The sequence below is a fragment of the Pseudomonas sp. BF-R-26 genome, assembly GCF_019947395.1.
Classification (GTDB): domain Bacteria; phylum Pseudomonadota; class Gammaproteobacteria; order Pseudomonadales; family Pseudomonadaceae; genus Aquipseudomonas; species Aquipseudomonas farris.
Window position 1 is genome coordinate 375,123 of sequence record NZ_JAGYGK010000004.1, and the last position, 25,959, is coordinate 401,081.

At 57.2% G+C, this 25,959-nt stretch carries 18 protein-coding genes; 5 read left to right on the forward strand and 13 right to left on the reverse strand.

The window, feature by feature from the left end:
• Positions 1–23 precede the first annotated feature (23 nt).
• Entirely contained in the window at positions 24–911 is an 888-nt protein-coding gene (locus KGB18_RS07665; protein WP_223569653.1) for a DUF2950 domain-containing protein, read from the forward strand.
• A gap of 62 nt (positions 912–973) precedes the next feature.
• Here the strand turns inward: KGB18_RS07665 and KGB18_RS07670 are convergent, their stop codons facing one another.
• From KGB18_RS07670 to KGB18_RS07680, 3 genes are all read right to left on the reverse strand, one after another.
• Positions 974–5,806, reverse strand: coding sequence for a M10 family metallopeptidase C-terminal domain-containing protein (locus KGB18_RS07670; RefSeq protein ID WP_223569633.1), 4,833 nt, complete (start codon positions 5,804–5,806; stop codon positions 974–976).
• A gap of 456 nt (positions 5,807–6,262) precedes the next feature.
• Positions 6,263–7,180, reverse strand: coding sequence for a bifunctional methylenetetrahydrofolate dehydrogenase/methenyltetrahydrofolate cyclohydrolase FolD (gene folD, locus KGB18_RS07675; protein WP_123722750.1), 918 nt, complete (start codon positions 7,178–7,180; stop codon positions 6,263–6,265).
• 60 nt (positions 7,181–7,240) lie between these two features.
• Complete coding sequence (locus KGB18_RS07680; RefSeq protein ID WP_223569634.1) at positions 7,241–9,670, reverse strand: FAD-dependent oxidoreductase; 2,430 nt, start codon at positions 9,668–9,670, stop codon at positions 7,241–7,243.
• Between the two features lie 147 nt (positions 9,671–9,817).
• Between KGB18_RS07680 and KGB18_RS07685 the strand changes: the two genes are divergently transcribed.
• Positions 9,818–10,693: a LysR family transcriptional regulator gene (locus KGB18_RS07685; RefSeq protein ID WP_108215547.1), complete on the forward strand. Its 876-nt coding sequence runs from the start codon at positions 9,818–9,820 to the stop codon at positions 10,691–10,693.
• A gap of 54 nt (positions 10,694–10,747) precedes the next feature.
• Here KGB18_RS07685 and KGB18_RS07690 read toward each other — a convergent pair whose 3' ends face one another.
• Complete coding sequence (locus KGB18_RS07690; RefSeq protein ID WP_223569635.1) at positions 10,748–12,244, reverse strand: CoA-acylating methylmalonate-semialdehyde dehydrogenase; 1,497 nt, start codon at positions 12,242–12,244, stop codon at positions 10,748–10,750.
• A 74-nt stretch (positions 12,245–12,318) separates the two neighbouring features.
• A complete protein-coding gene (locus KGB18_RS07695; RefSeq protein WP_223569636.1) occupies positions 12,319–13,665 on the reverse strand; it encodes an aspartate aminotransferase family protein in 1,347 nt (448 codons plus the stop codon).
• A 159-nt stretch (positions 13,666–13,824) separates the two neighbouring features.
• Between KGB18_RS07695 and KGB18_RS07700 the strand changes: the two genes are divergently transcribed.
• The 3 genes from KGB18_RS07700 (at position 13,825) to KGB18_RS07710 (ending at position 17,714) form a co-directional block, all read left to right on the forward strand.
• Complete coding sequence (locus KGB18_RS07700) at positions 13,825–14,745, forward strand: LysR family transcriptional regulator (protein WP_223569637.1); 921 nt, start codon at positions 13,825–13,827, stop codon at positions 14,743–14,745.
• Between the two features lie 139 nt (positions 14,746–14,884).
• On the forward strand, positions 14,885–16,537 hold the full coding sequence (locus KGB18_RS07705) for an electron transfer flavoprotein-ubiquinone oxidoreductase (protein WP_123722745.1): 1,653 nt from the start codon (positions 14,885–14,887) through the stop codon (positions 16,535–16,537).
• 121 nt (positions 16,538–16,658) lie between these two features.
• On the forward strand, positions 16,659–17,714 hold the full coding sequence (locus tag KGB18_RS07710) for an ABC transporter substrate-binding protein (RefSeq protein WP_123722744.1): 1,056 nt from the start codon (positions 16,659–16,661) through the stop codon (positions 17,712–17,714).
• Positions 17,715–17,888: 174 nt separating this feature from the next.
• Here the strand turns inward: KGB18_RS07710 and KGB18_RS07715 are convergent, their stop codons facing one another.
• From KGB18_RS07715 to galB, 8 genes are all read right to left on the reverse strand, one after another.
• Positions 17,889–19,118, reverse strand: a complete 1,230-nt coding sequence (locus tag KGB18_RS07715) for an OprD family porin (protein WP_123722743.1) — start codon at positions 19,116–19,118, stop codon at positions 17,889–17,891.
• An 83-nt stretch (positions 19,119–19,201) separates the two neighbouring features.
• Entirely contained in the window at positions 19,202–20,515 is a 1,314-nt protein-coding gene (locus KGB18_RS07720; protein WP_123722742.1) for a dicarboxylate/amino acid:cation symporter, read from the reverse strand.
• Between the two features lie 53 nt (positions 20,516–20,568).
• Positions 20,569–21,432 (reverse strand): amidohydrolase family protein, encoded by an 864-nt coding sequence (locus KGB18_RS07725; protein ID WP_223569638.1) that lies wholly within the window; start codon positions 21,430–21,432, stop codon positions 20,569–20,571.
• Between the two features lie 114 nt (positions 21,433–21,546).
• Entirely contained in the window at positions 21,547–22,431 is an 885-nt protein-coding gene (locus tag KGB18_RS07730; RefSeq protein ID WP_123722740.1) for a LysR family transcriptional regulator, read from the reverse strand.
• 27 nt (positions 22,432–22,458) lie between these two features.
• The gene (locus KGB18_RS07735) at positions 22,459–23,385 is read right to left on the reverse strand and encodes an NAD(P)-dependent oxidoreductase (protein WP_123722739.1); all 927 of its coding nucleotides are present in this window, start codon (positions 23,383–23,385) and stop codon (positions 22,459–22,461) included.
• Positions 23,382–24,473, reverse strand: a complete 1,092-nt coding sequence (locus tag KGB18_RS07740; RefSeq protein WP_123722738.1) for a 4-oxalomesaconate tautomerase — start codon at positions 24,471–24,473, stop codon at positions 23,382–23,384. The genes KGB18_RS07735 and KGB18_RS07740 overlap by 4 nt, the downstream gene beginning before the upstream one ends.
• A gap of 5 nt (positions 24,474–24,478) precedes the next feature.
• Entirely contained in the window at positions 24,479–25,195 is a 717-nt protein-coding gene (locus tag KGB18_RS07745; RefSeq protein WP_123722737.1) for a 4-carboxy-4-hydroxy-2-oxoadipate aldolase/oxaloacetate decarboxylase, read from the reverse strand.
• On the reverse strand, positions 25,192–25,926 hold the full coding sequence (gene galB / locus KGB18_RS07750; protein ID WP_123722736.1) for a 4-oxalmesaconate hydratase: 735 nt from the start codon (positions 25,924–25,926) through the stop codon (positions 25,192–25,194). The genes KGB18_RS07745 and galB overlap by 4 nt, the downstream gene beginning before the upstream one ends.
• Between the last annotated feature and the right edge of the window lie 33 nt (positions 25,927–25,959).

Sequence of the window (25,959 nt, forward strand, 5' to 3'; positions counted from 1 at the left end):
ACAATGCTCGAGTGAAGGCACCCATGGGCTTGCTCCTTCATGTCTTGGCGATAGCTGCCGGCTTGGCGTGGTCGGGCATGGTTACGGCACAACAGGCATTTCCAACGCCAGAAATGGCCGCCCAGGCGTTCGTCGACGCACTGGGTACGGAACACGCCGATCAGGCACGCCTGACAGAATTGCTGGGTAATGAATGGCGCAGTTTCATCCCCCGCGAAGGCGTGCAGCGCAGTGATGTGGATGCGTTTTTGAAGCAATATCGCGAGCAACATTCCATTGAAAAAACCAGCGATCGCAAGGCGATCCTGTCGGTTGGCAGTGACCACTGGACACTTCCTATCCCCATGATAAAAGCCGCGAACGGTTGGCGCTTCGACATCGACGCCGGTAGCGCCGAAGTCCGTGCACGTCGAATTGGCCGCAATGAACTCGCCGCGTTGCAATCAGTGCTGACCTATCACGACGTCCAAATGGACTATGCGTCAGTGGATCGTGACGGTGACGGCGCACTCGCCTATGCGCAGAAAATCTTCAGCACTGCCGGCAAGCACGATGGACTTTATTGGGAGGACGACGATAGCGGTCAGATCAGCCCGTTGGGTCCCTTGTTCGGCAAAACCATTGCCGGCGAAGACTGGCATGGTTACCAGTTCCGTATCCTTGATGGCCAAGGTCCTTCGGCACCTGGCGGCGCCTACAGCTACCTCATCGGTGACAAGATGATCCGTGGCTTTGCATTGATCGCCTGGCCAGCGAAATACGATGACACCGGAGTGATGAGTTTCATGATCAGTCATGAGGGACAGGTGTTCGAAAAAGACTTGGGACCCGGTGGTGAAAAGTTGGCGCAGTCGATGAAGCGCTTTGATCCAGATGACAGTTGGAAGGTGGTTACTGCAGATCAAGAGTAGATCTACCTGGGGTATTGCAAGTCCCCTGCGGGAGCGGGCAAGCCCGCTCCCAGGATGTGGGCCTAACTCAAGACTGTGAAATCGCTGGCGTGCAGCTCCTGAACGCCCACCAATTGGATTTCGAACTCGGGGGTGGCCCCGGCGTTGACACTGCCGTAGAGAATGCCATCGGCAAAGCGCAGTTGGCCGGTGGCGTCGGCAGGGTCGAAGGCGTTGCTGCCGATGAAGGTGAAGGCGTCGACAGCGGTGGTCAGCGGGTTGGCGTCCAGGCCGGTGAAATCCAGAAGATCGCCCTCGGTGCTCTTGAAGCCGTTGATCACATCGCGCAAAGCCCCGACACCCATGTCCGACAGCGCACCAAACGCGTAGGTATCCGCGCCAGTGCCAGCAGTTAGGTTGTCGGTGCCTGCACCGCCGATCAACCGGTCATCGCCCGAACCGCCCACCAGCGTATCGTTGCCCGCGCCACCGTTCAGAACGTTCGCAGCGCTGTTGCCCGACAGAGTGTCGGCGTAGGCGCTTCCCGTCAGGTTTTCGAAGAATTTCAAGGTGTCGAGCCCGGAACTGACGGTGTTTTGTTGCGCTGACGTCGAGAGGTTTACGGTAACGCCGGACAGGGCGCGTTCAAAAGACACCGTGTCATTGCCATCGCGCCCGTCCAGCACATTGTTGCCGGCTCCGGCGAACAGCGTGTTGTCCAGCGCGTTGCCCGTGCCATTGGCGGCGCCAGTGCTATCGATATACAGACGCTCGACGTTGTTGCCGAGGGTATAGGCCGCCAGGCTGCTGTGCACACTGTCGACTCCTCCAGACACCGTATTGCTGTTGATCTCGATCACGGCGTCGTCGGTGTTGTCGACATAGTAGGTGTCGTTGCCATCGCCGCCGCTCATGCTGTCGTCCCCTGCGGCACCATTGAGCACGTTATTGGCGGCATTGCCGGTAATGAAGTTGTGCCGCTCATTGCCGGTGCCGTTGATGCCCGACACACCGGTGAGCACCAGGTTCTCGAGGTTGGCGGCCAGGGTCCAGCTGACCGAGGCCTGCACCGTATCGATCTGCGAGGTCGAGGTGTTGGTTTCCACCACGCGGTCGGACGCGTTATCAACCACATAGACGTCGTTGCCATTGCCACCGGTCATGGTGTCTGCGCCCAAGTGGCCATCCAGCGTGTCGTTGCCCGAACTGCCCACCAGGGTATCCGCCTGGTCGGTACCGGAAATCATGTTCTGAGCGTTGTCAAAAATGTCCTGCACGCTGTTGTTGTCGTTGGGGTTGCCCTGGAAGCCAAGGTCATTGGCAATGTAGTCGGCCAGGCGCTGGCCGACGATCTCCGCCGACTCCTCGTGCAGGTGCCAGACGTCGTCCGGATACGCCAGCGGATCGACTTCGTAACGCAAGGGGAGGTCGGTGTAGTCCACCGCCAGCTTGACGTCGGCGCGCTCGGCGGCGATGGCTTCCTGGACGGCGCGGACATAACCAACCCCCTCGACGATGGAGGCAATTTTCTCCTCCGAATAACCACGGGCACGCGCCGCGTCCTGTTCGTAGTGACCGGTTTCCATCATGTACACGTTGAAGTTGCCGAACTGGGCATGCAGGTAATCAAACACCTTCAGGGTCGCGGCCTTGTAGGCCGCTGCTGCCGCTGCTTTATCCGTGGCGCGGCCGATCTCCTGGGCGGCTTCCTCGCCCTGGCCCCAAATGATGCCCATGGTGACGTTATCGATGGATTGCAGTTCGGTGCGCTGGTCCCGCAGCAGCGTCACGGCGCGCAACAGCGCAGCCCCGGGTTGGTTGGTGTCGGTCAGCCACCAGCACAACTGGAGTTCTTCGGCGCTGAGAGTCGACAGGCCGGTGACCGTGCTGCCGCCCACCGCGATGTCGATGCCGTTGCCCTCGGCATCGGTGAACTGGCTGCGCACGTCATAAGAGGTGTAGCGGTCCAGGTCGTTGACCAGCATCGAGGTGCCGGACTGATTGTCGTCCTCCGTCATGCGCAGCAGGCGCGCATTGGATTGGCCGAGGGTGGGCAGGTAGAGGATGTTTTGCTGGGCGCTCTCGCCGAACACGAAGTCGCTGGCGGTCAGGGTGTTGAGGTAGTTGCCGCTGAGGGCGATTTCAAAACGATTGCCATCGGCATCCGCTTCGGCTGACTTGATGTAGGTCTTGTCGCCGGCCGCATTGAGGGTCATGTACAGCGTGCCATTGCTGCCATCGCCGAGGCCGACAAAACCCAGGCCCGAAACATCGATCTTGTCGACGCCCGCAGTGAAGTCATAAATCGTGTCGGTGGCCGTGATACCACCGGTGTCGTAGTCGCGGTAGCTGTCGAGTGCGTTGGTGTAGCGGAAGGTGTCGGCACCGTCGCCGCCGTACAGCGAATCGCGTCCGGCGCCGCCGTCGACGATGTCCGCGCCGGTGCCGGCCTTGATTGTGTCGTTGCCACCGAGGCCGAGGATCAGGTCTGTGCCCGCCGTGCCGTTAAGGGTTTCGGCATTATTGGTGCCGGTGATGGTGTTGGCGGGCGCATCGGCCACTACCAGGGCGAAGCTATCGCTGACCGATGCACCGGCCGGATCCGTAGCTTTGACCAGCACGTTGTAATTGCCGGACGCGGTGCTGGTCGGCGTGCCGGTGAAGGTCAGGTTGGTGGCATTGAAGCTCAGCCACGCGGGCAGGGCGCTGCCATCGGCGAGGGTCGCGGTGTAGCTGAGGCTGTCATTATCCGGATCGGTGAAGCTGCTGGCCGGCACCGCGTAGCTGAACGCGGTGTTTTCGGTCGCGTTCTGATCCAGCAGCGGCGTGGCCAGCACCGGCGCCTGATTGGTCGGCGATGAGGTGGCGAAGACAAAATTAGCGCTGGTCAGCGTGTTGAGGTAGTTGCCGTCCAGTGCCACTTCGAAGCGGTTGCCATTGGCGTCGGCGGTCAGGGATTTGATGTAAGTCTTGGTGCCGGCACTGTTGAGCACTACGTACACGGTGTTGTTCTTGCCGTCCCCCAGGCCGGTGAAACCCATGGCCGAGAGATCGATCTTGTCGGCGCTGATATCGAAATCGGTGATCAGGTCGCCAAGGTTGGCACCGCCGGTGTTGTAGTTGCGGTAACTGTCCAGGCGATTGGAAAACACGAACGTGTCCGCTCCGGCACCACCGGTGAGGATGTCCATACCGGCACCGCCATCGAGCTTGTCGTTGCCCGCGCCGCCATTAAGGCTATCGTTACCTGCCAGGCCGAGGAGGGTGTCGGCCGAATCGCTGCCCAGCAGCGAGTCGCTGCCGCTGGTGCCGGTGATCACCCGATTAAAGATGAAGTTATTGGCCGTCAGGGTGCTGGTCAGGTTACCCGAGAGGATCAGCTCGAAGCGATTGCCGCTGGCGTCGGCATCGTAGTCCTTGATGTAGGTGCGGTCGCTGCTGGCGCTGTAGCTGACCTGCAGGGTGCCGCCGCGGCCATTGCCCAGGCCGGTGAAACCGAGGCCGGCGAGGTCGATCTTGTCCTGGGTGACGTCGAAGTCGGTGATGGTGTCATCGAAGCTTGTGGTTGCGTTGCGGTAACTGTCGGACTGAGTGGTGAAACGGAACGTATCGGTGCCGGTACCGCCGGTGAGTTTATCGGTGCCTGCACCACCCACCAGAATGTCGCCACCGGCCCCGCCATTGATGGTGTCGTTGCCGGCCCCGCCGTAGAAAATCTCGCTGGCGGCGCTGCCCAGCAGGGTGTCGTTGCCAGCCGTACCTTGCACGGTGGTCATCGGCTCCGTGGCGCTGACGTAGCTGCCGTCACCATAGATAAGCGTGGCACCCTTGCTGGTGTGGCTGATGGTATTGCCGATAATGGCGTTGCGATCAGTGCCGTCTTCGTTGCGTTCGGCCACGCCGTAGGTCGACAGGTCGCTGCCGATGATGATGTTGCCCTGGATGGTGTTATCGCTGCCGTTGAAGTACTTGCCGGACACGCCCAGGGTGTCGTTGTAGGACTGGATGATGATCTCCGGTACGGGGCTGCCCAGGGAATTGTTGGTGAGCGTATTGTCGATGATCTCGACGTGATTGCTGCCGTAGATGCGTATCCCGGCGCTGGTGTTGTCGTAAATGTCGACGCCGCTGACAGTCACCTCGCTGGACAGTTTGATCAGCACTCCTTCGGCGCCATTACCGTACACCTCGCCACCGGTGATGGTGATGTTTGTGGGGGAGGGGATGTCCTCACTGCCGCGCTGTACCACGATGCCATTGCCGCCGTTGTTGTAGGCAATGTTATTGGTGAGCGTGAAGTCGTGGGTGCTGGTGACAATGTTGAAACCGTGGCGGTCGTTGTCGTAGGCGATGTTGTTTTCGAAGGTGCTGTCGCTGAGGAAGTCAGCCACGAAGCCGTCCAGGCCGTTGCCGTGGGACACGCTGTTCTTGATGACCATATTGACGGTCTGCTCGTGGGGGTCGAAACCGTACCCGGAGCAATCCTTGATCTCGACGCTGTCGAGGGTGACGTTGGAGTCGTAGCCTGCTTCGCCGGGAATGTAGCCGTTGAACCAACCGTCGATCTTGCCCGTGGTGCTGTCACGGTTGCCATCGATGGTGAGGTTGCTGACGCCGAAATCGTGGGTTTCCTCGCCATAGGCGGAGCGGATGACCCCTGTGATCTTGGTGTCGGAGCCGTCAGCCACCTTGACGGTGGTTGCGCCCATGCCATCCCCGTACAGGTAGACGTTGCTCTTGAGCATCAGGCAACCGTCGGAGGGTTCCTCACCTCCCGAAACGATATAAGTTCCGGTCGGCATATACACCTGCCCACCGCCTGCAGCGGCCGCCGCATCAATTGCACTTTGTATCGCCGCTGTGTCGTCAGTGATGCCATCTCCTTTGGCGCCAAAATTTTGTACATTGAAAATCATGAGCTTATCTCCGTATCAGGCGAAAACCTCGGTAGATGCCAATATTCCATCGACAGCTACCGTGTTATGACCCAACGGAGCGCAAAAGTTGTGACCGCGTATCGGTGAAGTGTCAAAAAACCGGACTAACTGATTAGCGGTTAGAAGAGGTTTTGGGGTGTTTCGAAAAAATAACGTTCTGTTGACGCTTGCTCAAATAGCAGCGGATGCCCTGTGGGAACGGGCTCGCAGAGACTTTCGGCGCCTAGTCGTTCCCAAAGAGCATCTGTGGTGAGGGCAGGGGTGGGCTAGAGGGAGTGGCGATACCTCACGAAATTGCGCTCGACGGCAGGGCTGTGACCGGTAAGGAGTCACCCTCAATCAGTCTCCATATCCGTTGTAATGCTTAAATTGGAAGCGCCCAGGACACAGACACGACCCGGTAACTGTCAGATCAAGTCTGAGCGTTCCGCACTTTCAGTAGCGAGCGGCAGTATTACTTTCAATCGCCTCTGCCGCCGCCAGCGTATTTTTCATCAAACACGCTACGGTCATAGGACCAACGCCGCCCGGAACCGGAGTCATCGCCGATGCTACGTCCTTGGCAGAGTTGAAATCGACATCACCCACCAGAACCGACAGTCCATCTCTTTCAACCCTGTTGATACCAACGTCAATGACCACTGCACCTGGCTTGATCGCCTTTGCGTCGATGAATTCAGCCCGACCAATCGCAACTACCAGGATGTCAGCCTGACGACATTCGGCGATCAGGTCTCGCGTGCGAGAGTGGACAATTGTGACCGTGCAGTTTTCCTGCAAAAGCAAATTCGCCATGGGCTTGCCGACGATGTTTGACCTGCCGACGATTACCGCTTTCTTGCCGCTGAGGTCGCCGATCTGATCCTTCAGCATCATCAAGCATCCCAAAGGCGTGCACGGAATCAGTTTGGCTTTTCCCTGACCCAACAGGCCCACATTGATCGGATGAAAGCCGTCGACATCTTTGACTGGGTTGATTGCCGCAATAACCTTCGATTCATCGATATGATCGGGCAGCGGAAGTTGCACCAGGATCCCATGCACATAACGGTCATTGTTCAGCTTGTCGATCAAGCTCAGCAGGTCCGCTTCGGACGTATCGCTTTCGAGCAGATGAGGGAAAGAGTCAATCCCGGACTCCAAAGCCTTTTTCATTTTGGTTTTAACGTAAACCTGGCTGGCAGGATCGCTCCCGACGAGGACTACAGCCAGCCCTGGTGCTCTGCCGCGTTTCTCCCTGAAGGCTCTTGCACCGACGGCGACATTCTTGCGCAGGATTTCGGCAAACGCCTTCCCATCAATTATGGAGGCCCCTGCATTGGGCGCGTTATCCAAAAGTTGTGTAGTGGTCATTTCATCCTACCCGTTAGCGGTCAGAAAGCTGCCTCCACTTCCATGGAGGCAGTTGCATAATCAAGATTTGAGGCGTTCGCCCTTAGGATCGTAGAGGCATCCGCGAACGACTTTCGCAGGGCGCTCTTCGCCCAGAATTTTGATGGTGAGTTCAGTGTCCAGGGTCGCAAGTTCGCGCTTGATAAAGCCCATGGCCAAACTCTTTTGAACGCGATAACCATAGGCTCCCGATGTTGTAAGCCCTACCAGTTTCCCTTGATGGAAAATTGGCTCGCTACCCAATGCGTCAGCAGGGCCCGCTTGCACTTCCATCAGCACGAGACGATGGCCACTCGGCTGCTCTTTTTCTGCCAGCACTGCCGCACGCCCTTCAAAATCGCCTTTATCGGTCTTGATGAAGTAGCCCATGTTGGCCGCCAGTGCCGAGTACTCGGTTGTCAGCTCGCGACCCCAGATCTGATAGCCCTTTTCGATGCGCATCGAGTCCATGGCCCGCAGCCCGAAGTCGACGATCTCATGCGCCTCACCCGCCCAAACGAGGGCTTCGTAAAGTGCCTGCTGGTGTTGAAGTGGATGGTGGAGTTCCCATCCCAATTCGCCGACAAAGTTCATCCGCAACGCGCGTACGGGAGCGCCAACAACCTGGATCTCCTGGCCGGTGAACCAGGGGAATGCTTCGTTACTTAGGTCGGCGTCGGTGAGTTTTGACAGCACTTCTCGTGCTTTAGGGCCAGCCAGGATGAGCGTGCCCCAGTCCCTGGTGATATTCGCGATGGAGATATCTGCGTACTTCGTTGCCCGTTGCCGCAGCCAATCTTCAATCAGCAGTTCACAGGCCGCCGGGCACATCAGGTAAAACGCGCCGCTTTCGAGGAGCGTCATGGAAAATTCCCACGCCACGCTTCCTGATGGGGTAAGAACATGGGCGAGAGCTACATCCCCGCATTTAGCAGGAACCTGGTTGGGGCTGATCCGATCCAGAAATGAACGAGCATCCTTTCCAGAAATCTCGAATTTTGTGAAGGCACTCAGATCGAGGATACCCACGCGATTTTGCACCGCTTCACATTCCGACCGGACTGCTGCATCCCAATTGCCCCGGCTGTAGCTGAAGTTCTCGACAGGGGCATTGGCAGATTGTGCAAACCAGCTGGCACGCTCCCAGCCGTAATAAGCGCCGAACACGGCATTCTTGTGTTTGAGTATTTCGTAAATCGGCGTGGTCTTGACTTCGCGGCACGCCGGGCGCATCGCGTATTCGTTCGGGCAGCTTAGTTGGTATTCGTTGGCGTACAGCTCAAGCGATTTAGTGACTGTGTAGGAAAGGTTCGCGTAGCTACCAAAGCGTCGGGAATCCAGCTCCCAAAGTTCAACCTCAGGGTGGCCGTCGATGATCCACTGAGCAAGATAACGCCCCGCGCCGCCACCCTGAGTGATCCCGAAACTGAACCCTGCGCAAGCGAAGTAGTTGTCGTAACCGTGCACGGGGCCGAGCAGGGGAAGGCCGTCCGGGGTGTACACGATAGGGCCGTTGACCACGGTCTTGATCCCGCCGTCACCGATGATGCCCACCTGTTCCATCGCTGAACCGATGATTTCTTCGAGACGGTTCAGTTCGGGTTGCAGAAGTTCCTGACCGAACGTCGCTGGAACGCCATCGACTGCCCAAGCCACCGGCTCGCGCTCGTAGGGGCCGAGTATCAGTCCTTTCCCTTCCTGGCGAAGGTAGTAGGAAATATCGGGATCGCGAAGCAGGGGAAGGTGGTTGGGTCTGTCCACCAGGGCTGGAATATTGTCGGTGACCAGATACTGATGTTCCAGTGAACAGATTGGGAACTGATGGCCGATCATCGCGGCCACTTCGTTCGCTCTGAACCCTGCAGCGTTGACGATAATGTCTGCGTGAATAACGCCTTGCTCGGTCGTCACTTTCCATTTTTTGTCGGCGAGCTGAGTAATCGCGGTGACTGGATTGTGCCGAACGATGGTAGCGCCGTAACCACGGGCCAATTGAGCCATGGCATTGGTCACGCTGGTCGGGTCGATATGACCGTCATACGGGTCCCAAAGCCCACCCAGCAACCCGGTGGTGTCCAGGAAGGGATGCAGTTCCTTCAGGCGCTCATTGTCGACCACTTCGACGCCATTCAAGCCGGCAAGCGTAGCCAGGCCTGCCACCCGTTTGAACTCATCCAGACGTTCCTTGGTATGCGCAAGCCGGATCGAACCTGTTTGATGGTGACCGACCGATTGACCGGTCTGTTCCGCGAGTTGTTGATACAGCTCGATGCTGTTTTTCTGAAGCTTCATGATGTTCAGACTGGTGCTGAACGAAGGAAGGTTGCCCGCGGCGTGCCAGGTTGATCCAGATGTCAGTTCAAGCCTCTCCACCAGCATGACATCCGTCCAGCCGGATTTGGCCAGATGGTAAAGCGTGCTCACACCAGTAATACCACCACCAATCACTAAAACTTTGGCTTCCGATTTCATCTCGGGGGGATCCTTTGACGGGTCTATTGGAGACATGATTCGCCGGGGCTCCGGGCGTCTGGATTCGATGCTAAGGCGCTTGAGATGGCACTACAAACGATGTATACCAGTGTCATTTATAAGTAGGGCTTATGCCGGGGTGCCGCAATGTCGTTGACCAATCTTCAGCTCAACTGGCTTCGGACGTTTGAATCAGTCGGGCGACATTTGAGCTTTTCGGCTGCGGCGATTGAACTGAACATGAGCCAGTCGGCGGTCAGCCAGCAGATAAAACTGCTCGAACACAAACTGGGCAAGGCACTTTTTTTGAGGCAAACACGTTCGATCCAGCTGACCGTATCGGGGCGGGCGTATTTGGCAGTGGTCCGGGAAGGCCTTTGGCATATGCACCAAGGGATGAACAACATCTTCAGCTCGGTCGCCCAAGGCGTACTTGAATTGAGCGTCAACAACTCTTTTGCGCAGCTGTGGCTCGCCCCCCGCATGGAACGCTTTGCTGAGCTGTATCCGCAAATTTCTCTTCGCATGTACGGTGTTAACTGGGAGGCGGATGCGCCACCTTCCAGCGCAGAGCTGGAGATTCGCTATGGTGCGGGTAATTGGCAGCAGTACGACATCCAACAGCTGCTCTCGACTGAGCTGAAACCGTACTGCTCACTGGACGTTGCTGCCAAACTTCGAAGTGCCGGGGGATTGCTCAGCCTGCCCTTGATCGATGTGTTGGGCACACCCAATGGCTGGAGCGACTGGTTGGCTACTTACCCGCAAGGTGAGGCAGAAAACTATCAGCGTTTCTACGTCGACAGTTACGCAATCGCGGCGAGCATGGCCATTGAAAACGCAGGCGTGTGTCTGCTTAACGAGGAACTCGTGGAGAAATCCAGGCTGCGTGGACAGCTCGTGTCGCCGCTCGATCAGAGCATTGAGTGTCTTGCCGGGTTCTACTTGCTGAAGCCGCACAACAAGCCGCTATCAGGGGCTGCACAAGCCTTTTGCACTTGGCTGGAGTCGGAGCTTCGTTAATCTCTGCGGACTGGGTGGGGAGTCAGGAGCCCGCCATAGGCGGGCTCCTTTCCCTTAACTGTTACTTGGAAACGCGAACTGCGCAGCCTCATGGCTGGCACGTTGTGGCCAGCGCTGTGTGATCGCCTTGCGACGCGTGTAGAAACGAACACCATCCGGACCATACGCATGAAGATCGCCAAACAGCGAGCGCTTCCAGCCGCCAAAGCTGTGGTACGCCACCGGAACCGGTAGCGGAACATTCACACCCACCATGCCGACTTCGATTTCGTCACAGAACAGGCGGGCAGCTTCTCCGTCACGGGTGAAGATGCAGGTACCGTTGCCATACTCGTGATCATTGATGAGTTGCATGGCTGCTTCCAGGCTCGCGACTCGCACGATGCACAGTACGGGGCCAAAAATCTCCTCCTTGTAGATCCGCATTTCTGGCGTAACGCGGTCGAACAGACATCCGCCCAGGAAGAATCCATTTTCGTTGTTGGTCACCTGGAGTCCACGCCCGTCGACCACCAGTGCTGCTCCCGATTCAACGCCTTCATCCACGTAGCTCTTCACTTTTTCCCTGTGTGCGCTGGTGATCAGTGGGCCCATATCAAGGCCGCAGGTAGTGCCGGCGCCGATTTTCAGCGCCTGGATCTGGGGCACCAATTTTTCGATCAGCGCATCGGCGATTTGATCGCCGACGCATACGGCGACAGAAATCGCCATGCAGCGTTCGCCGCAGGAGCCGTAAGCCGCCCCCATCAGGGCGCTAACGGCATTGTTCAGGTCAGCGTCCGGCATGAGCACCGCATGGTTTTTAGCGCCGCCCAAGGCCTGGACACGCTTGCCGCGTTTGGTGCCTTCGGCGTAGATGTATTCAGCAATAGGCGTCGACCCTACGAAGCTCAATGCTTTCACTTCCGGCGCCTCGATCAACGCATCGACCGCTTCTTTATCGCCGTGAACTACGCTCATCACCCCTTTAGGCAAACCCGCTTCTATCAGCAACTCTGCAATGTAAAGGGTAGAGCTTGGGTCGCGCTCCGAAGGCTTGAGGATGAAGCAGTTGCCGCACACGATGGCCAACGGATACATCCAGAGTGGAACCATCGCCGGAAAGTTGAACGGCGTAATACCGGCCACCACTCCGACGGGTTGGAAGTCGCTCCAGGCATCGATGTTCGGCCCCGCGTTGCGGCTGAATTCACCTTTCAGGATTTCCGGGGCGGCACACGCAAACTCAACGTTCTCGATCCCGCGTTTGAGTTCTCCGGTGGCATCTTCAATGGTTTTGCCGTGCTCTTCGCTGATCATCTGCGCGATTTTGGCTTCGTTCTGTTCCAACAATTGCTTGAAGCGAAACATGACCTGAGCACGCTTGGCGGCCGGTGTCTTGCGCCATGCAGGAAAAGCGGCTGTCGCTGCGTCAATGGCGTATTGAACGGTGGCGTGATCCGCGAGTAAAACCTGGTGGATGACCTCGCCCGTGGAAGGGTTGAACACGTCCGCAGTGCGACCGGCGCTGGCGGTACGTTCGCCATTGATCAGGTGATGAATGATGCTCATTGATGGAGACCTCGAGAGTGTAAAATAAAAAGTGGTGCTGGCGAGTCGACCCGCCAGCGCGCAGGGCGGGCACTTCAGTCGATGTGGTTCAAGGCTTCACCGACAGCGTCAAACATCCGGTCAAGATCTTCAGGCTTAGCGTTGAAGGTCGGCCCGAACTGGAGGGTGTCGCCACCGAAGCGCACATAGAAACCCGCCTTCCAGAGCGCCATGCCAGCTTCGAACGGACGCACAATTGCATCGCCTCCGCGCGGTGCGATTTGAATGGCACCAGCAAGACCGCAGTTGCGGATGTCAACGATGTGTTTGGCGCCCTTGACGCCGTGTAATGTGCGTTCGAAATGCGGCGCGAGGTCAGCGGATTGCTGAATGAGGTTTTCCTTCTCCAACAGATCCAGTGTTGCGAGGGCAGCAGCGCAGGCAACCGGGTGCGCCGAGTAGGTGTAGCCATGGCCGAATTCGACCGCGTATTCAGGGCTCGCCTGACTCATAAAGGTTTGGTAGATCTCGCTGGATGCGATCACCGCTCCCATTGGAATAGCGCCGTTGGTGATCTGTTTGGCCACGTTCATGATGTCCGGCTTCACGTCGAAGTACTCCGCGCCGCTCCAGGTGCCCATCCGCCCGAACGCGGTGATCACTTCGTCGAAAATCAACAGAATATTGTGTTGAGTGCAGATCTCGCGAAGGCGCTGCAAATAACCTTTGGGAGGAACGATGGCACCTGCGGAGCCCGACATAGGCTCGACAATAACCGCTGCGATATTCGTCGCGTCATGCAATTCAATGAGTTTCAGCAGCTCATTTGCCAGTTCCACACCACCGGTTTCCGCCATTCCTTTGGTGAAGGCCAATCCCGCCTGCAACGTGTGGGGCAGGTGGTCGACATCCATCAATTGACCGAACATCTTACGGTTGCCACCGATGCCACCCAGGCTGGTGCCAGCGATGTTCACGCCGTGGTATCCACGTGCCCGGCCGATCATTTTGGTCTTGGTCGACTGACCTTTCAGACGCCAGTACGCCCGGGCCATTTTTACTGCGGTGTCTACGCACTCGGAGCCCGAGTTGGTATAGAACACATGATTGAGATCGCCGGGCATGAGGTCAGCGACACGCTCGGACAGCATGAACGATAACGGGTGGCCATATTGGAAGGCGGGCGAGTAATCGAGCGTGCCCAACTGGAGGGCTACGGCTTCCTGGATTTCTTTGCGCGAATGGCCTGCACCGCAGGTCCACAGGCCTGAAAGACTGTCGTAGACCTTTCGGCCTTCGGAGTCTGTCAGCCAGCTGCCTTGAGCAGAGACGATGAACCGTGGGTCACGCTGAAAGTTGCGATTCGAGGAGAACGGCATCCAGTGTGAATCCAGTTTCAGCTGGCTGGCCAAGGAACGTTCGTGAGCCTGTTGTGTGTTCATGAGCAGTGGTCCTCGTGGAGAGATACTCATCGTGGTCAATCGGAGAGTTGTCCTGTTGAGCGTCCTGAATGCGAATTCAAGGCTTGCCTAGAAACTGACACGCGCTTAGATTCGGTAAAACATACCTTTCGATACCTTTGGTTTCAGGTTACCTAAACTATGAAGGCGCGCCGTCCCAATCCCGTTGCTCAAGTCACTGATTTTGATATTCGAATGCTCAAGATTTTTCGGAGTGTCGTGGAGTGCGGTGGGTTCTCCGTTGCCGAGAGCGTTCTCGGAGTTGGCAGGTCAGCAATCAGCCAGCAAATGACAGAGCTTGAACAGCGATTAGGCTTACGGTTATGCCAGAGAGGGCGAGCCGGGTTCTCCCTGACGGAGGATGGGCAGCAGGTGTACGAGGCGTGTTTACGGTTGTTGTCGGCAATGGAGGGATTTCGAAGCGAAGTCAACGGGATACACAGTCACCTTCGGGGCGAGTTGATCATAGGCTTGACGGACAACCTGGTAACGATGCCTCACATGCGCGTCACGGACGCACTGGCTTCTCTAAAGAAAAAAGGACCTGACGTTCAGATTCAAATTCGAATGAGTACACCTGGTGAGGTTGAGCAAGGCGTGCTGGATGGTCGCCTGCACGTTGGCGTCATCCCGCAAGTCGGTGCGCTTTCAGGTCTTGAATATCAGCCGCTGTATAGCGAACGTTCTCAGCTCTATTGCGGTGTTGGCCATCCTTTGTTTTTCCTCAAGGATCTGGATTTGAGTGAGCAGCGTATCCAGGAGCAGGACGCCATAGCCCCGACATTCCGCTTACCTGCAACCATCCAGGAGCACTATCAAGCGCTGAAGTGCACTGCCAGCGCATCGGATCGGGAAGGGATGGCTTTCCTGATTCTCACCGGCCAGTACATCGGCTACCTGCCCGACCATTACGCGCGTAGTTGGGTTGCAGAAGGAAGGCTCAGAGCGCTGAAACCCTATTCCTGTTTTTACGATCTGACGCTGGCTTCTGTCACTCGAAAAGGTCGCCGTCCCCATTTGGTTTTGGAGACCTTTCTGGAATCGCTCGCGGTGAACGGGTGACGGGTTGTCGAGCCTCCAAGTGGTCACTCATGGATTAGCTCAACTTATTAATAAGCGACTGATACATCGTTTGTTGTAGCAGATAAGCCGCTCGTACGATGGGCTCCAGAGGCTATGTTCGATGCCTGTGGAGGTTTTGATGCAACGCGAGGCTATGGAATTCGATGTCGTCGTAGTGGGTGGAGGGCCTGCCGGGCTATCTGCCGCCATTCGCCTGCGTCAGCTGGCGATCGCAGAAGGACGGGAGCTGACGGTATGTCTCGTTGAAAAAGGCGCAGAGGTCGGTGCGCACATCATGTCCGGTGCTGTATTTGAACCCACCGCGCTCAATGAATTATTTCCTGACTGGCGAAACATGGGGGCGCCACTGAACACCCCGGTGCAGTCAGACGAAATTTTCTATCTGTCATCCTCGAGCCTTTCAATTCGGGTTCCCGGGGTATTCGCTCCCAGCACGATGCACAACGAAGGCAACTACATCGTCAGCCTCGGCAACGTTTGTCGTTGGTTAGGCCAGCAAGCGGAGGCTCTGGGCGTCGATGTGTTTCCAGGCTTTCCTGCTTCCGATGTTCTGTACGACGAGGAGGGTAGGGTCAGAGGCGTTGTGACCGCAGACATGGGTGTAGGTCGGAGCGGAGAACAGAAAGGCGGTTTCACGCCGGGTATCGAGCTGATCGGTAAGCAGACTGTCTTCGCGGAAGGCTGTCGCGGGCACTTGGGCAAGCAGCTGATCAGCAAGTATCAACTCGATGCCGATTCCGATCCTCAACACTACGGATTGGGTATCAAGGAAGTCTGGGAAATTCCCGCTGAGCAGCATGTTCCCGGGCTTGTGATTCATAGCACTGGATGGCCATTGACCCAGAGTGGCACGCAGGGCGGCGCCTTCATGTATCACCTGGAGGACGGTACGGTGGTGATCGGGCAGGTCGTGGATCTCAACTATCGCAATCCTTACCTGTCGCCGTTTGATGAGCTTCAACAACTCAAGCATCACCCGCTTTACGAGCAGTATCTGCGCGGTGGCTCGCGCATCAGCTACGGCGCCCGTGCCATTGCGAAAGGCGGGCTTCAGTCTTTGCCGAAGATGCACTTCCCAGGTGGCCTGCTGATTGGGTGTGATGCCGGCACCTTGAATTTCGCCAAGATCAAAGGCTCCCACACGGCTATGAAGTCCGGGCTGCTGGCGGCTGAAACCATCTTCGAGGCGTTTGCTGTCAATGAGGCGGCTGGCCAGGATCTATCGGCGTATGAGGGAAAATTCAGGGCATCGTCCATTTACGACGAGCTTTACCAACAGCGTAATTTCGGACCCGCCATGCACAGGTTCGGCAATCTGATCGGGGCCGCCTACGCCTGGGTCGATCTGAACTTGTTGAAAGGGAAATTGCCCTGGACGTTCCATGACAAACGCCCCGACTACTCGACCATGGATCCTGCCGATAGCGCTTCGGTCATTCACTACCCGAAACCCGATAACGTCCTGAGTTTCGATAAGACCTCTTCGGTCTATCTGTCGAACACGAACCATGAAGAAGATCAGCCCTGTCATCTGACGCTCAGGGACTCCTCAATACCCATCGCTTTTAACTTGCCCACCTTTGCCGAGCCTGCGCAACGGTACTGTCCTGCCGGTGTGTACGAGATTGTGCAGGAAGGGGCGGCGAGCCGATTTCAAATCAATGCGCAGAACTGTCTGCACTGCAAAACCTGTGACATCAAGGACCCCAGTCAGAACATCGTTTGGCGTGCACCCGAGGGAGGCGGGGGGCCCAACTACACCAGCATGTAGAGGAGAAAGAGTCGCTACGCGATTGAGCGACCGAAGCGTTACTAGTGCGATGCGTGGAACAGAACAATAACGAACTCGATGAACACACTGCCTTCCTTACTAGAAATCTATCGGGAGCATCATGAAAAAATTAGCGTTAGTCCTCGTCTCTGGTTTGGCCTCTTTCGCCGTATTGGCGGAGGAGAACCTAACGGTTGTCACTTATGGTGGGAGTATCGCGGCGGCTCAGCAGCAGGCTGCGATCAAACCCTATGCAGATAAAACAGGCGTCAAGATTCGCACCGAAGATTATTCGGGAGGTATCGCCCAACTCAAAGCTCAGGTTGAGTCGAAAAAAGTTGCCTGGGATGTGATCGACATGGAAATGCCAGATGCTGTGCGTGCATGTAATGCCGGTTTGCTAGTGCGCATCAACCCGGCGAAAGATCTCGACGCCGCGCCTGATGGCTCCACGGCGAAGGATTTTCTTCCGGGTTCGCTTAATGATTGTGGGGTCGGTGCCTACATCTGGAGCACGGCGGTGGCCTACAACACCAATGCCTTTAAAGGGCCGCCACCGACAACTCTGGCTGATTTCTTTGACCTCAAAAAATATCCCGGCAAGCGTGGCCTGCGTAAAGCTCCCCAGGCGAACCTCGAGTGGGCTTTGTTAGCGGATGGTGTTCCTCGTGATCAGGTATACGCAACACTTGAGACTGATAAGGGGCTTGAGAGGGCTTTCCACAAGCTCGACTCTATCAAGAGCCAAGTGATCTGGTGGGAGGCTGGCGCTCAACCCCCACAGTTGCTGGCTGACGGTCAGGTCACGATGACCTCCGCCTGGAATGGCAGGATTTGGGCCGCACAGACGAAAGAAAAACAGCCATTCAAAATCATCTGGGACGGCCAGATGTACGACATCGATGTGTGGGCCGTGCCGGTGGGTGCACCCAATAAAGCCAAGGCCATGGACTTCCTGCGTTTCGCAACCTCGACTCAGGTTATGGCTGACCAGAGTCAGTACATCGCTTATGGGCCTACACGCAAGTCGTCCCAACCGCTGGTTCACGCTGATATGAAGTCGAGTATGCCGACAGATTCAGCCAACTTTGCGACAGCATTACAGGTGGACTCGCAGTGGTGGGGTGATCATGCCGATGAGCTGAACGAACGCTTCAATGCCTGGCTTGCGAAGTGATGATGGTTTGATTTGATTATTGAGTTTAGCCGTTAAGCCGTGTGGGTCGGCTTGCATCGAAGTACCAGATTCGGTGAGGGATAACGGCTAGTAGCCCGGCTGAACCAAAAGGAATGGCTCTCTGCCTGGTGCACATTTGCCCGACGCTAGCGTCGGGCTTTTTTTGTGAGTTATTTAAAACAAAGAAAACGAGTAACTGGCGATCAACCGGTTTTCATCAATGTCGCGGCCGTCATCGCTGCGGTAGGTTGCGTTGCGCCAGCGGACAGAAAAGCCTTTCAGCACGTCTTGAAAAGCGTAGGTCACATCGATGTCGCGCTCCCATTCCTTTTCTGCGCCCGGTTTGTCCAGCCCTGTCCCTCGTATGTAGGCCGTGAAAAAGGTCAGGCCAGGAATGCCCATCGGCGCGAAGTTGTAACCGTAGCGCAATTGCCAGCTGCGTTCGCCGGCGCTACCGAAGTCATGGTATTGCACATAGTTGGGTAAGTAGGGGTTGTTGATATAGGGAAAACCGGTGGCACCTTTCATGACTTGATAGGTTGCCAGCACGCTGTGGCCGCTATCGAGGTTGTAGCCCACTGCGGCGGAGTAGGCCCGGTTATCGACCTCGCCAGCTTTTGCGGCGCCGATATCGCGGCTGGAGAAGGCGCGTACATCGGTGGTCATTTTGCCTTTTCCAAGACGCGTGGTGTGCACCAGTCCAACGAATTGCTGGCGATACACATCATCCAGTGCGCCGTAGTAATAGCTCCCGGTCAGTGTCGGCGTGAGTTGATAACTGCCGCCGCCATAACGGAAGTGGTCTCCGACGCCGGTAGCTCGATAACGCCCGTCCTTGGTCGCAATGCCGATGTCACGTTTATCGGTAGAGTCCGGGGTGACGGTTTTATCGAACTGAGCGAAGTTCACCGTCAGATGTTCGATTTCGCTGGAGCTGATCTGAGTACCCTGGAATGTCTGGGGAAATAGCCGACTGCCATTGAATTGCAGCACGGGCACTTTGGGCAGTGCAATGCCGTAGTTCAGGGTTGTTTTCGAGAGCCTGACTTTGGCCGCCACACCACCCTTGGAGTATTCGTCAGCGGCTTCACCGGAGGCCCGTCGGGGTAACAGGCCGCTGCCGGTACGGTCCGGGCTGGAGTCCAGTTGATAGCCGGCGTATCCCAGCGCATCGATCCCGAATCCAACGGTCCCTTGGGTAAAACCGGACGCGTAATTGAGCAAAAACCCTTGTGCCCATTCATCCCGTTTGGACACACCGACGCCATCCCGGAAGTCGCCGTTGTAGTAGAAATTACGTGCTTCGAGACTTGCCTTGCTGTCCTCGATAAAGCCTGCGGCCATCGAGGACATGCTCCAGCAGACACCAGGTACGAACAATGCGATAGACAGAGTACGGTTCATTTTTATTATTTTCCTGACACGACGAGTCGCTGTTCGGTACTGGACCGAACAGGCACTCGATTGAAGTTGTTAGGGGGAGAGTGTTAAGCCTTGCAGCCCAGCTCTTGAGCCAGTTTTTTGCGGTCCAGTTCTTTTTCCCAGGCGGAAACCACCAAGGTCGCTACACCGTTGCCCACCAGGTTGGTCATGGCCAGCCCTGTGCCCATGAAGCGGTGGATGCCGAGAATCAACACCATGCCGGCGACGGGCACGATCGGTATCACCATCAAGGTGCTGGTCAACATCACGAACGCTGCGCCGGACACTCCGCTGGCACCCTTGGACGTCAGCATCGCCACGATCACCAGGGTCAATTGCTGTGACAGGGTCAAGTCGATATTCAACGCCTGGGCAATGAACAACACCGCCATCGTCAGGTAGATGTTGGTGCCGTCCAGGTTGAAGGAATAACCGGTCGGGATCACCAGGCCCACGACGGGTTTGGAACAGCCCAGGCGTTCCATTTTGTCCATGATTTGTGGCAGCACCACTTCTGAGGAACTGGTGCCCAGCACCACTAGCAGTTCCTCTTTGATATAGGCGAGGAAGCGCAGAATGCTGAAGCCGCAAACCCGTGCGACCCCGCCGAGGATGACAACCACGAAGAAGATGCACAGCAAGTAGAAGCTGCCGATCAATTTAAGCAGCGGCAGCAGCGACTCGACCCCGTAAGTGCCGACGGTGAACGCTATGGCACCAAAGGCGCCAATGGCCGACAGTTTGGCGATGATGTGCACAATGCGGAAAAAAACACCCGACAGGCCCTCGACGATGTCGTACACCGGCTTGCCTTTCTCCCCCATGGCTGACAGCGCGCAACCGAACAGCACCGATACCAGCAAGATGCACAGTACGTTGCCCTCGGTGAACGCCTGGGTGAAGGTGGTGGGGATGATGCCCATGAGGAAATCGACCATGTGCAGGTGCTGGGCTTTTTCCGCAAAGCCCGTCACTGCCTTGGCATCGAGCGTGTTGACGTCAACGTTGAAGCCACCGCCGGGATTGAACAGATGGCCACCGATCAACCCGATCAGTAGCGAGACCGTCGAAATGACTTCGAAATACAACAATGCCTTGCCGCCGACACGGCCGACCTTCTTCAAATCCCGCATGCCGGCGATGCCGGTCACTACCGTACAGAAAACCACGGGACCGATGATCATCTTGATCAGTTTGATGAACGCATCGCCCAAGGGTTTGAGGTCAGCGGCGAAGTCAGGCCAGAAGTGACCGACCAGCACACCGACGATGATTCCCAGCAGGACCTGAAAATACATCGCACGGTAAAAGGGTTGTTTGGTTTTTACGTTAGCGCTGGTCGGTGTCTCGACCTGAGCGGGCACATGGATAGGGTTCATAAGGTTTACTCGCTGCCATCTTATTGTTGGAGGTGTGGCAAAGGGGCCTGCTGTCAGCGTCCGTACAATTTCAGCGGGTTATCAATCAATAGCTTTTGGCGCAATACCGGGTCGGTGCAGAAGCGGAACATCAGATCCACCAGACCACCGTCGTTGGGCATGTCTTTGCTAATATTGGGATGTGGCCAATCGGTGCCCCACAGCACGCGATCCGGTGCTACCTGGATCAGTCGTTCGGCGAAGGGAATTGCGTCATCGAATGGCCGACGACCGATCGACACGCGCTCGGCCCCGCAGACTTTGACCCAGGCCAGGGGATTTTCCATAAGGTCGAGCAGGGCCAGGAAAGATGATTGTTCGATACCGTCCTGAGCATTGACCCGACCCATGTGATCGATGATGAATGGCACGGGAATACGTTCCAGGCGGTCGACGTAAGTCAGGATGTCCTGAGCATCGAGATGCAACACCACATGCCAGCCCAGCGGCGCGAGCCGTTCGATGGTGCGATCAAAAACATCCAGATCGGGTGCGCCACCCAGGTGTGCAACAAAATTGAAACGAACCCCGCGCACGCCCCCGGCATCCATCTCGGCGAGTTGGGCGTCGGTTTCGCTGCCGTCGACAATAGCCACGCCGCGATAACGTCCCTCACTGCGGGCAATGGCATCGAGCATCGCTCGGTTATCACTGCCGTGACAGCTGGCCTGGACGATCACGCCACGGCTGAATCCCAGATGATCGTGCAACGCTCGCAGGGTTTCAAAAGGAGCGTCGGGTGGGGTGTAGCTGCGGTCGGCGGTATAAGGGAACTGAGCGGCAGGGCCGAACACATGGCAGTGTGCGTCCCAGGCACCTGCTGGCAGGGCATGCGCAGGTTGGGTGGGATTGGAATCCGGAGCCAGGCAACTTTTCATCAGGTGTCCTTCATTCATCGGTGTTTGTAAGCGATACCTGATGGTCGTCTTTGCGAGCGCCTCGAACAACAGAGTCCAGGTTCTAGCAGCTATGCGGTTTTTGCATGCATGTCTTCACGGTATGCAGATTTCACGAACCATGGCCAATGTCTTTTCAGCCAGACGCGTCAGCGGTCGCTGCTCCGATGTCGCAATAAACAGATGGGTAGGAATGGAGGGTTCGACAATCTGCGCCGCTCTCAAGCCATCCGGCAGACTGTTGCTCCCGGCGAGGGCAGAACGGAACAACACACCGTAGCCCATGCCCAGCTTGATCAGCTCCAGGAGCGAGGGAATGCTGTCGATTTCCAGGCACACGTCCAGTGTGATGTCATGGCGGGATGCCTGGGTTTCGACCAGCCGACGTAGCGAATGAGGTTCGCTGGGAATGATCAGTGGATAGCGCCCCAGATCCTTCATGGCGACCGTGTCTGGCAGGTCCGAACTGGAGGCGCCGATCAACATCAATGGCTCGGAGTGGATGTGTTCGTAGTGCAGCTGCGCACTGTGGGCGGGGTTGAACAGGAGGGCGAAATCCAGACGGCCCAGCAATAGCCACTCCCGCATCGAATGGCTCAAACCCTCTTTGATACCTAACGAGCAACCAGGAAAACGTTCACGAAAGGCCGACACCAGGGTCACGGTGTGGCGTCGGGAAATGCTCGGCGGAAGTCCAATCACCACTTTGCCGGACAAGGTGTCGCGTTGCTCGCGCAACTCTTCGCGAGCCACTTGCACCTGTCGCAAGATGCCTTTGCCGTGATCGAACAGCCGCTGGCCAGAAGCAGTCAGCAACACGCCACGGCCGTGGCGCAGCAGCAGATGCTCCTGTAATTCGACTTCCAGTTGTCGAACCTGGCGGCTGACCACCGACTGGGAGATGTTCAATACCGCGGCCGCTTTGGTAAAGCTTCCGAATTCGGCGACTCGTACGAAACATTCGAGTTGTTTTAAGTCCATGAGCCGTTCTCGGGGGAAAAGCTCATGTTAACGCTTTTCCTCCAACAAGCTTTCTCGGGAGACGGGGCTGCCGTAGAGCGTATCGATCAGGCGTAGCCAGTCGAACGGTTCAAGACTTGGGTAATCAAGGTCGGCATCAAGCATGGCGTCCACAAGGCCCCGCTGGGCATTGACGATGGCCTGGCTCATGTTCGGTACAACACCCATGTCGTTCGAGGTTTTTGCCACCTCCTTCATTTCTTCGGACCTGCGCAGACCATGTTCGGCCACGCGGCTGATCAAGTAGTGCGGCAGCGCACCGTCCCAGCCCATCTGCGGGAAACTCTGATGCAATGAGGCCAGCACCTCGTGTTCAGCCTGATACTGTCGTGCGGTGCTCAAGCACTCGGTCGTCAGCGCTTCCAGTCCCTTGATCATGATGCTGCGACACATCTTGATCGCAGACGCGACACCGACTTCTTCGGACACCGGGCGAACGTTCATGCCCAGTTCACCGAGCCGGTCAGCAACCAGCCCGGCGGCTGATCCGCCTACCAAAATAGGGGTTTTCAAGCGTTGAGGCGGGACCGGTGCCATAACGGCAGCATCGATGTAACCGACGCCGCGCTGCTGCATGGCTGTGAATGCAGCCCGTTTGGTGGACGGAGCAACGGAATTGATATCGATGAACAGCTGGTCGGGCCTCATCAGCGCTGCTGCTACCCGAGCAACATCCAGCGCCGCATCGGCGGTGACCGCTGAGATGACCCAGTTTGCGAGTGCAATGGCTTCGGCGAAACTGTCGCATAGACGGACGCCGCTGCACCGAGCCTTGTCGTAGAGAGCGGCGCGAGTGCGAGGATTTTCCTGCAGGCGATCATAGGCGAATACGGTCACGCCCGTAGCCACGAGATCCTGGCCAAAAATACTACCAGCCTCGCCGAAGCCGATCAGCGTGATGGTGGTCGGCTTCATGGTTTCACCTCGTTTTGCCAGACGCTCTGCGCAATAAATACATCGCCGTCGAACAGCAACCGGGCCGTACGCAGCAGTCCACAGCCCGCCAGTTGACCATTTTGCATGCGCAGTTCCACGGTGAACTCTCCCGTTGGATGTTCTACCGATACCTGTACGCGTTCACCGGTCTGCGCTGCCTGGGCCAGTCCGCTGGCGACCGAGCCCGGAACCTGACACGCGGAGGCAACGCTCACAGCGCCAAACACCCCGATCGAGGCATGGCAACGACGGGGGATGAAGGTGCGACTGCAAATCGCGCCGCCATCACGAGGGGCGGCAATCAAGGATACTTTCGGTACGCTGCGCTGACTGACATCCCCCAGATTCATCAATGGCCCCGCTTGCAAGCGGATGGATTCGAGCACGGCTTTGAGTTCGCTGTCGGCGTCCAATTGTTCGGGACTTTCGTAGCCGCTACGGCCGACATCGGTGGCTCGAATCAAAATAACCGGCATGCCGTTATCAATGCAGGTTGCGTCAATGCCGTCGAAGCGATCTGTGGGGTTGCCAGTCGGCAGCAATGCGCCGCAGCTGGAGCCGGCAATGTCCTCAAATTCGATAATCAGTGGGGCGCCGGTGCCGGGAACGCCATCGATGCGAGCATCTCCTGCGTAACTGACCGAACCGTCCGGGGTGGGTACATGGGCGATGGCAATCTGACCGGTGTTCTCCATGAAAATCCGCACCGACGTAACGGGTCCCTGAGCGCTCACCAAGCCACATTCGATGGCGAACGGCCCGACCCCAGCCAGGATATTTCCGCAATTCTGGCCATAATCGACCTGGGCCTGTTCGACCAGTACCTGGGCGAACAGGTAATCGACGTCGGCGTCAGGACGCTTTGAGAGGCGGATGATTGCGACCTTGCTGGTCAACGAGTTCGCGCCGCCGATACCGTCGATCTGCCGTGCATCGGGCGATCCCATTACAGCCAACAACACTTGGTCACGCAGCAACCCTTCGGCGGGCAGGTCGTGTGCAAGAAAGTACGCGCCTTTGGACGTGCCGCCGCGCATCATCAAGCAAGGAATACGAGTCTGGCTCATGCGGGTCATCCTTGCAGGTCGTTGAGGCTGTCGTAATAGGTCAGGCCTCGGTCGGCGAGCTTCTGACGCATCTCGTAGATATCCAGGCCCAATTCGCCGGCTGCCAGGCGCACACGTTTCTGCTCCTCCAGTCTGGCGCGTTTACGACTGGTTTCAACGACCGTTGGCAACTCTTCGCGGCGGACAATCACCACGCCGTCATCGTCCGCAACCACGATGTCACCAGGCTCGACCCACTGGCCGGCGCAGATGATCGGTACGTTGACCGAGCCCAGGGTTTCCTTGACCGTGCCTTGGGCATGAACCGCCCGCGACCATACCTTGAAGCCCATGTCCCTCAGGGTTCGAGTATCGCGCACCCCGGCATCGATGATCAGCGCTCGTACCCCACGGGCCATCAACGAGGTGGCGAGCAAGTCGCCGAAGTAGCCGTCGGTGCAGGGCGACGATGTCGCGACCACCAGAATATCGTCGGGTTGGCACTGTTCGACCGCGACATGGAACATCCAGTTGTCGCCCGGCGCGACCAATACGGTGACTGCTGTTCCGCTGATGCTCTGGTTCTGCTGGATGGGGCGAATGGCAGAGTCCAACAGACCTTTGCGGCCCTGGGCTTCATGCACGGTGGCAACACCGAAGCGATCCAGTTCATCGATCAATGCGGTGTCGGCTCGGGGAATGTTGCGAACGACGATGCCGGTTTTTCCGATCAGCCTGCTCATGCCAGATTCTCCGTCACTCGTGGGAAGAGACTCTGGTAGCCCTCGGCGTACACGATGTTGCGGGTGGAGGCGATACCGACGTTGCGCTTGGCCTGTACGCCTCGTTGCAGGGCGACACGGGTGTAGTACTCCCAGAGATGCTCTTGACCGGCCATGCACTGGATGGCGGCATATTTCTTGTCCCAGACCTCAGTGATATCCAGCAGGACATCCGGGCGCCATTCGCACTGCTCCGGTTGATGGGGTTCGAAGCTGTATACCGGTGGGGCTCCGATGAATTTCTCGCCCGGCTTGTACCCTTCAGCCTGCGCGATGATGCGCGCCTCCTGTGTCAGGTTCATGGCCAGCGGGTGGTCGTAGTTGTAAGGGTCTTTGATTGAATGACTGAGGACAAACTCTGGTTGTACTCGGCGGAACACGTCGGCCAGACGGAACAAAGTCTCGTTATCTGCCCGCATCGGGTAATCGCCGATGTCGAAGAATTCTACAGTGGCGCCCAGGATCTGCGCCGCTGCTTCGGCCTCGCTGCGACGTGCAGTTTTGACCTTGTCTTCGGACATCTCGCCTTTGCGCCAAAGCTTGGCTGATTCGCCTCTTTCTCCATAGGACAGGCATACGATGTGAACGGCATAACCCTGTTGTGCATGCAGTGCGATGGCGCCACCGGCACGCCAAACGAAATCGGCTGAATGGGCGCTGACGACCAGTGCGGTTTTTTTTGTATTAGTCATTGAAGGGCTCTTCTTGCGGCTATTTGGTAGGGC

What these genes read in the sequence shown, in the direction of transcription:
- KGB18_RS07665 (WP_223569653.1), top strand. Translation starts at nt 24, where the DNA reads ATGGGCTTGCTCCTTCATGTCTTGGCGATAGCTGCCGGCTTGGCGTGG.
- KGB18_RS07670 (WP_223569633.1), bottom strand. Translation starts at nt 5,806, where the DNA reads ATGATTTTCAATGTACAAAATTTTGGCGCCAAAGGAGATGGCATCACT.
- folD (WP_123722750.1), bottom strand. Translation starts at nt 7,180, where the DNA reads ATGACCACTACACAACTTTTGGATAACGCGCCCAATGCAGGGGCCTCC.
- KGB18_RS07680 (WP_223569634.1), bottom strand. Translation starts at nt 9,670, where the DNA reads ATGAAATCGGAAGCCAAAGTTTTAGTGATTGGTGGTGGTATTACTGGT.
- KGB18_RS07685 (WP_108215547.1), top strand. Translation starts at nt 9,818, where the DNA reads ATGTCGTTGACCAATCTTCAGCTCAACTGGCTTCGGACGTTTGAATCA.
- KGB18_RS07690 (WP_223569635.1), bottom strand. Translation starts at nt 12,244, where the DNA reads ATGAGCATCATTCATCACCTGATCAATGGCGAACGTACCGCCAGCGCC.
- KGB18_RS07695 (WP_223569636.1), bottom strand. Translation starts at nt 13,665, where the DNA reads ATGAACACACAACAGGCTCACGAACGTTCCTTGGCCAGCCAGCTGAAA.
- KGB18_RS07700 (WP_223569637.1), top strand. Translation starts at nt 13,825, where the DNA reads ATGAAGGCGCGCCGTCCCAATCCCGTTGCTCAAGTCACTGATTTTGAT.
- KGB18_RS07705 (WP_123722745.1), top strand. Translation starts at nt 14,885, where the DNA reads ATGCAACGCGAGGCTATGGAATTCGATGTCGTCGTAGTGGGTGGAGGG.
- KGB18_RS07710 (WP_123722744.1), top strand. Translation starts at nt 16,659, where the DNA reads ATGAAAAAATTAGCGTTAGTCCTCGTCTCTGGTTTGGCCTCTTTCGCC.
- KGB18_RS07715 (WP_123722743.1), bottom strand. Translation starts at nt 19,118, where the DNA reads ATGAACCGTACTCTGTCTATCGCATTGTTCGTACCTGGTGTCTGCTGG.
- KGB18_RS07720 (WP_123722742.1), bottom strand. Translation starts at nt 20,515, where the DNA reads ATGAACCCTATCCATGTGCCCGCTCAGGTCGAGACACCGACCAGCGCT.
- KGB18_RS07725 (WP_223569638.1), bottom strand. Translation starts at nt 21,432, where the DNA reads ATGAAAAGTTGCCTGGCTCCGGATTCCAATCCCACCCAACCTGCGCAT.
- KGB18_RS07730 (WP_123722740.1), bottom strand. Translation starts at nt 22,431, where the DNA reads ATGGACTTAAAACAACTCGAATGTTTCGTACGAGTCGCCGAATTCGGA.
- KGB18_RS07735 (WP_123722739.1), bottom strand. Translation starts at nt 23,385, where the DNA reads ATGAAGCCGACCACCATCACGCTGATCGGCTTCGGCGAGGCTGGTAGT.
- KGB18_RS07740 (WP_123722738.1), bottom strand. Translation starts at nt 24,473, where the DNA reads ATGAGCCAGACTCGTATTCCTTGCTTGATGATGCGCGGCGGCACGTCC.
- KGB18_RS07745 (WP_123722737.1), bottom strand. Translation starts at nt 25,195, where the DNA reads ATGAGCAGGCTGATCGGAAAAACCGGCATCGTCGTTCGCAACATTCCC.
- galB (WP_123722736.1), bottom strand. Translation starts at nt 25,926, where the DNA reads ATGACTAATACAAAAAAAACCGCACTGGTCGTCAGCGCCCATTCAGCC.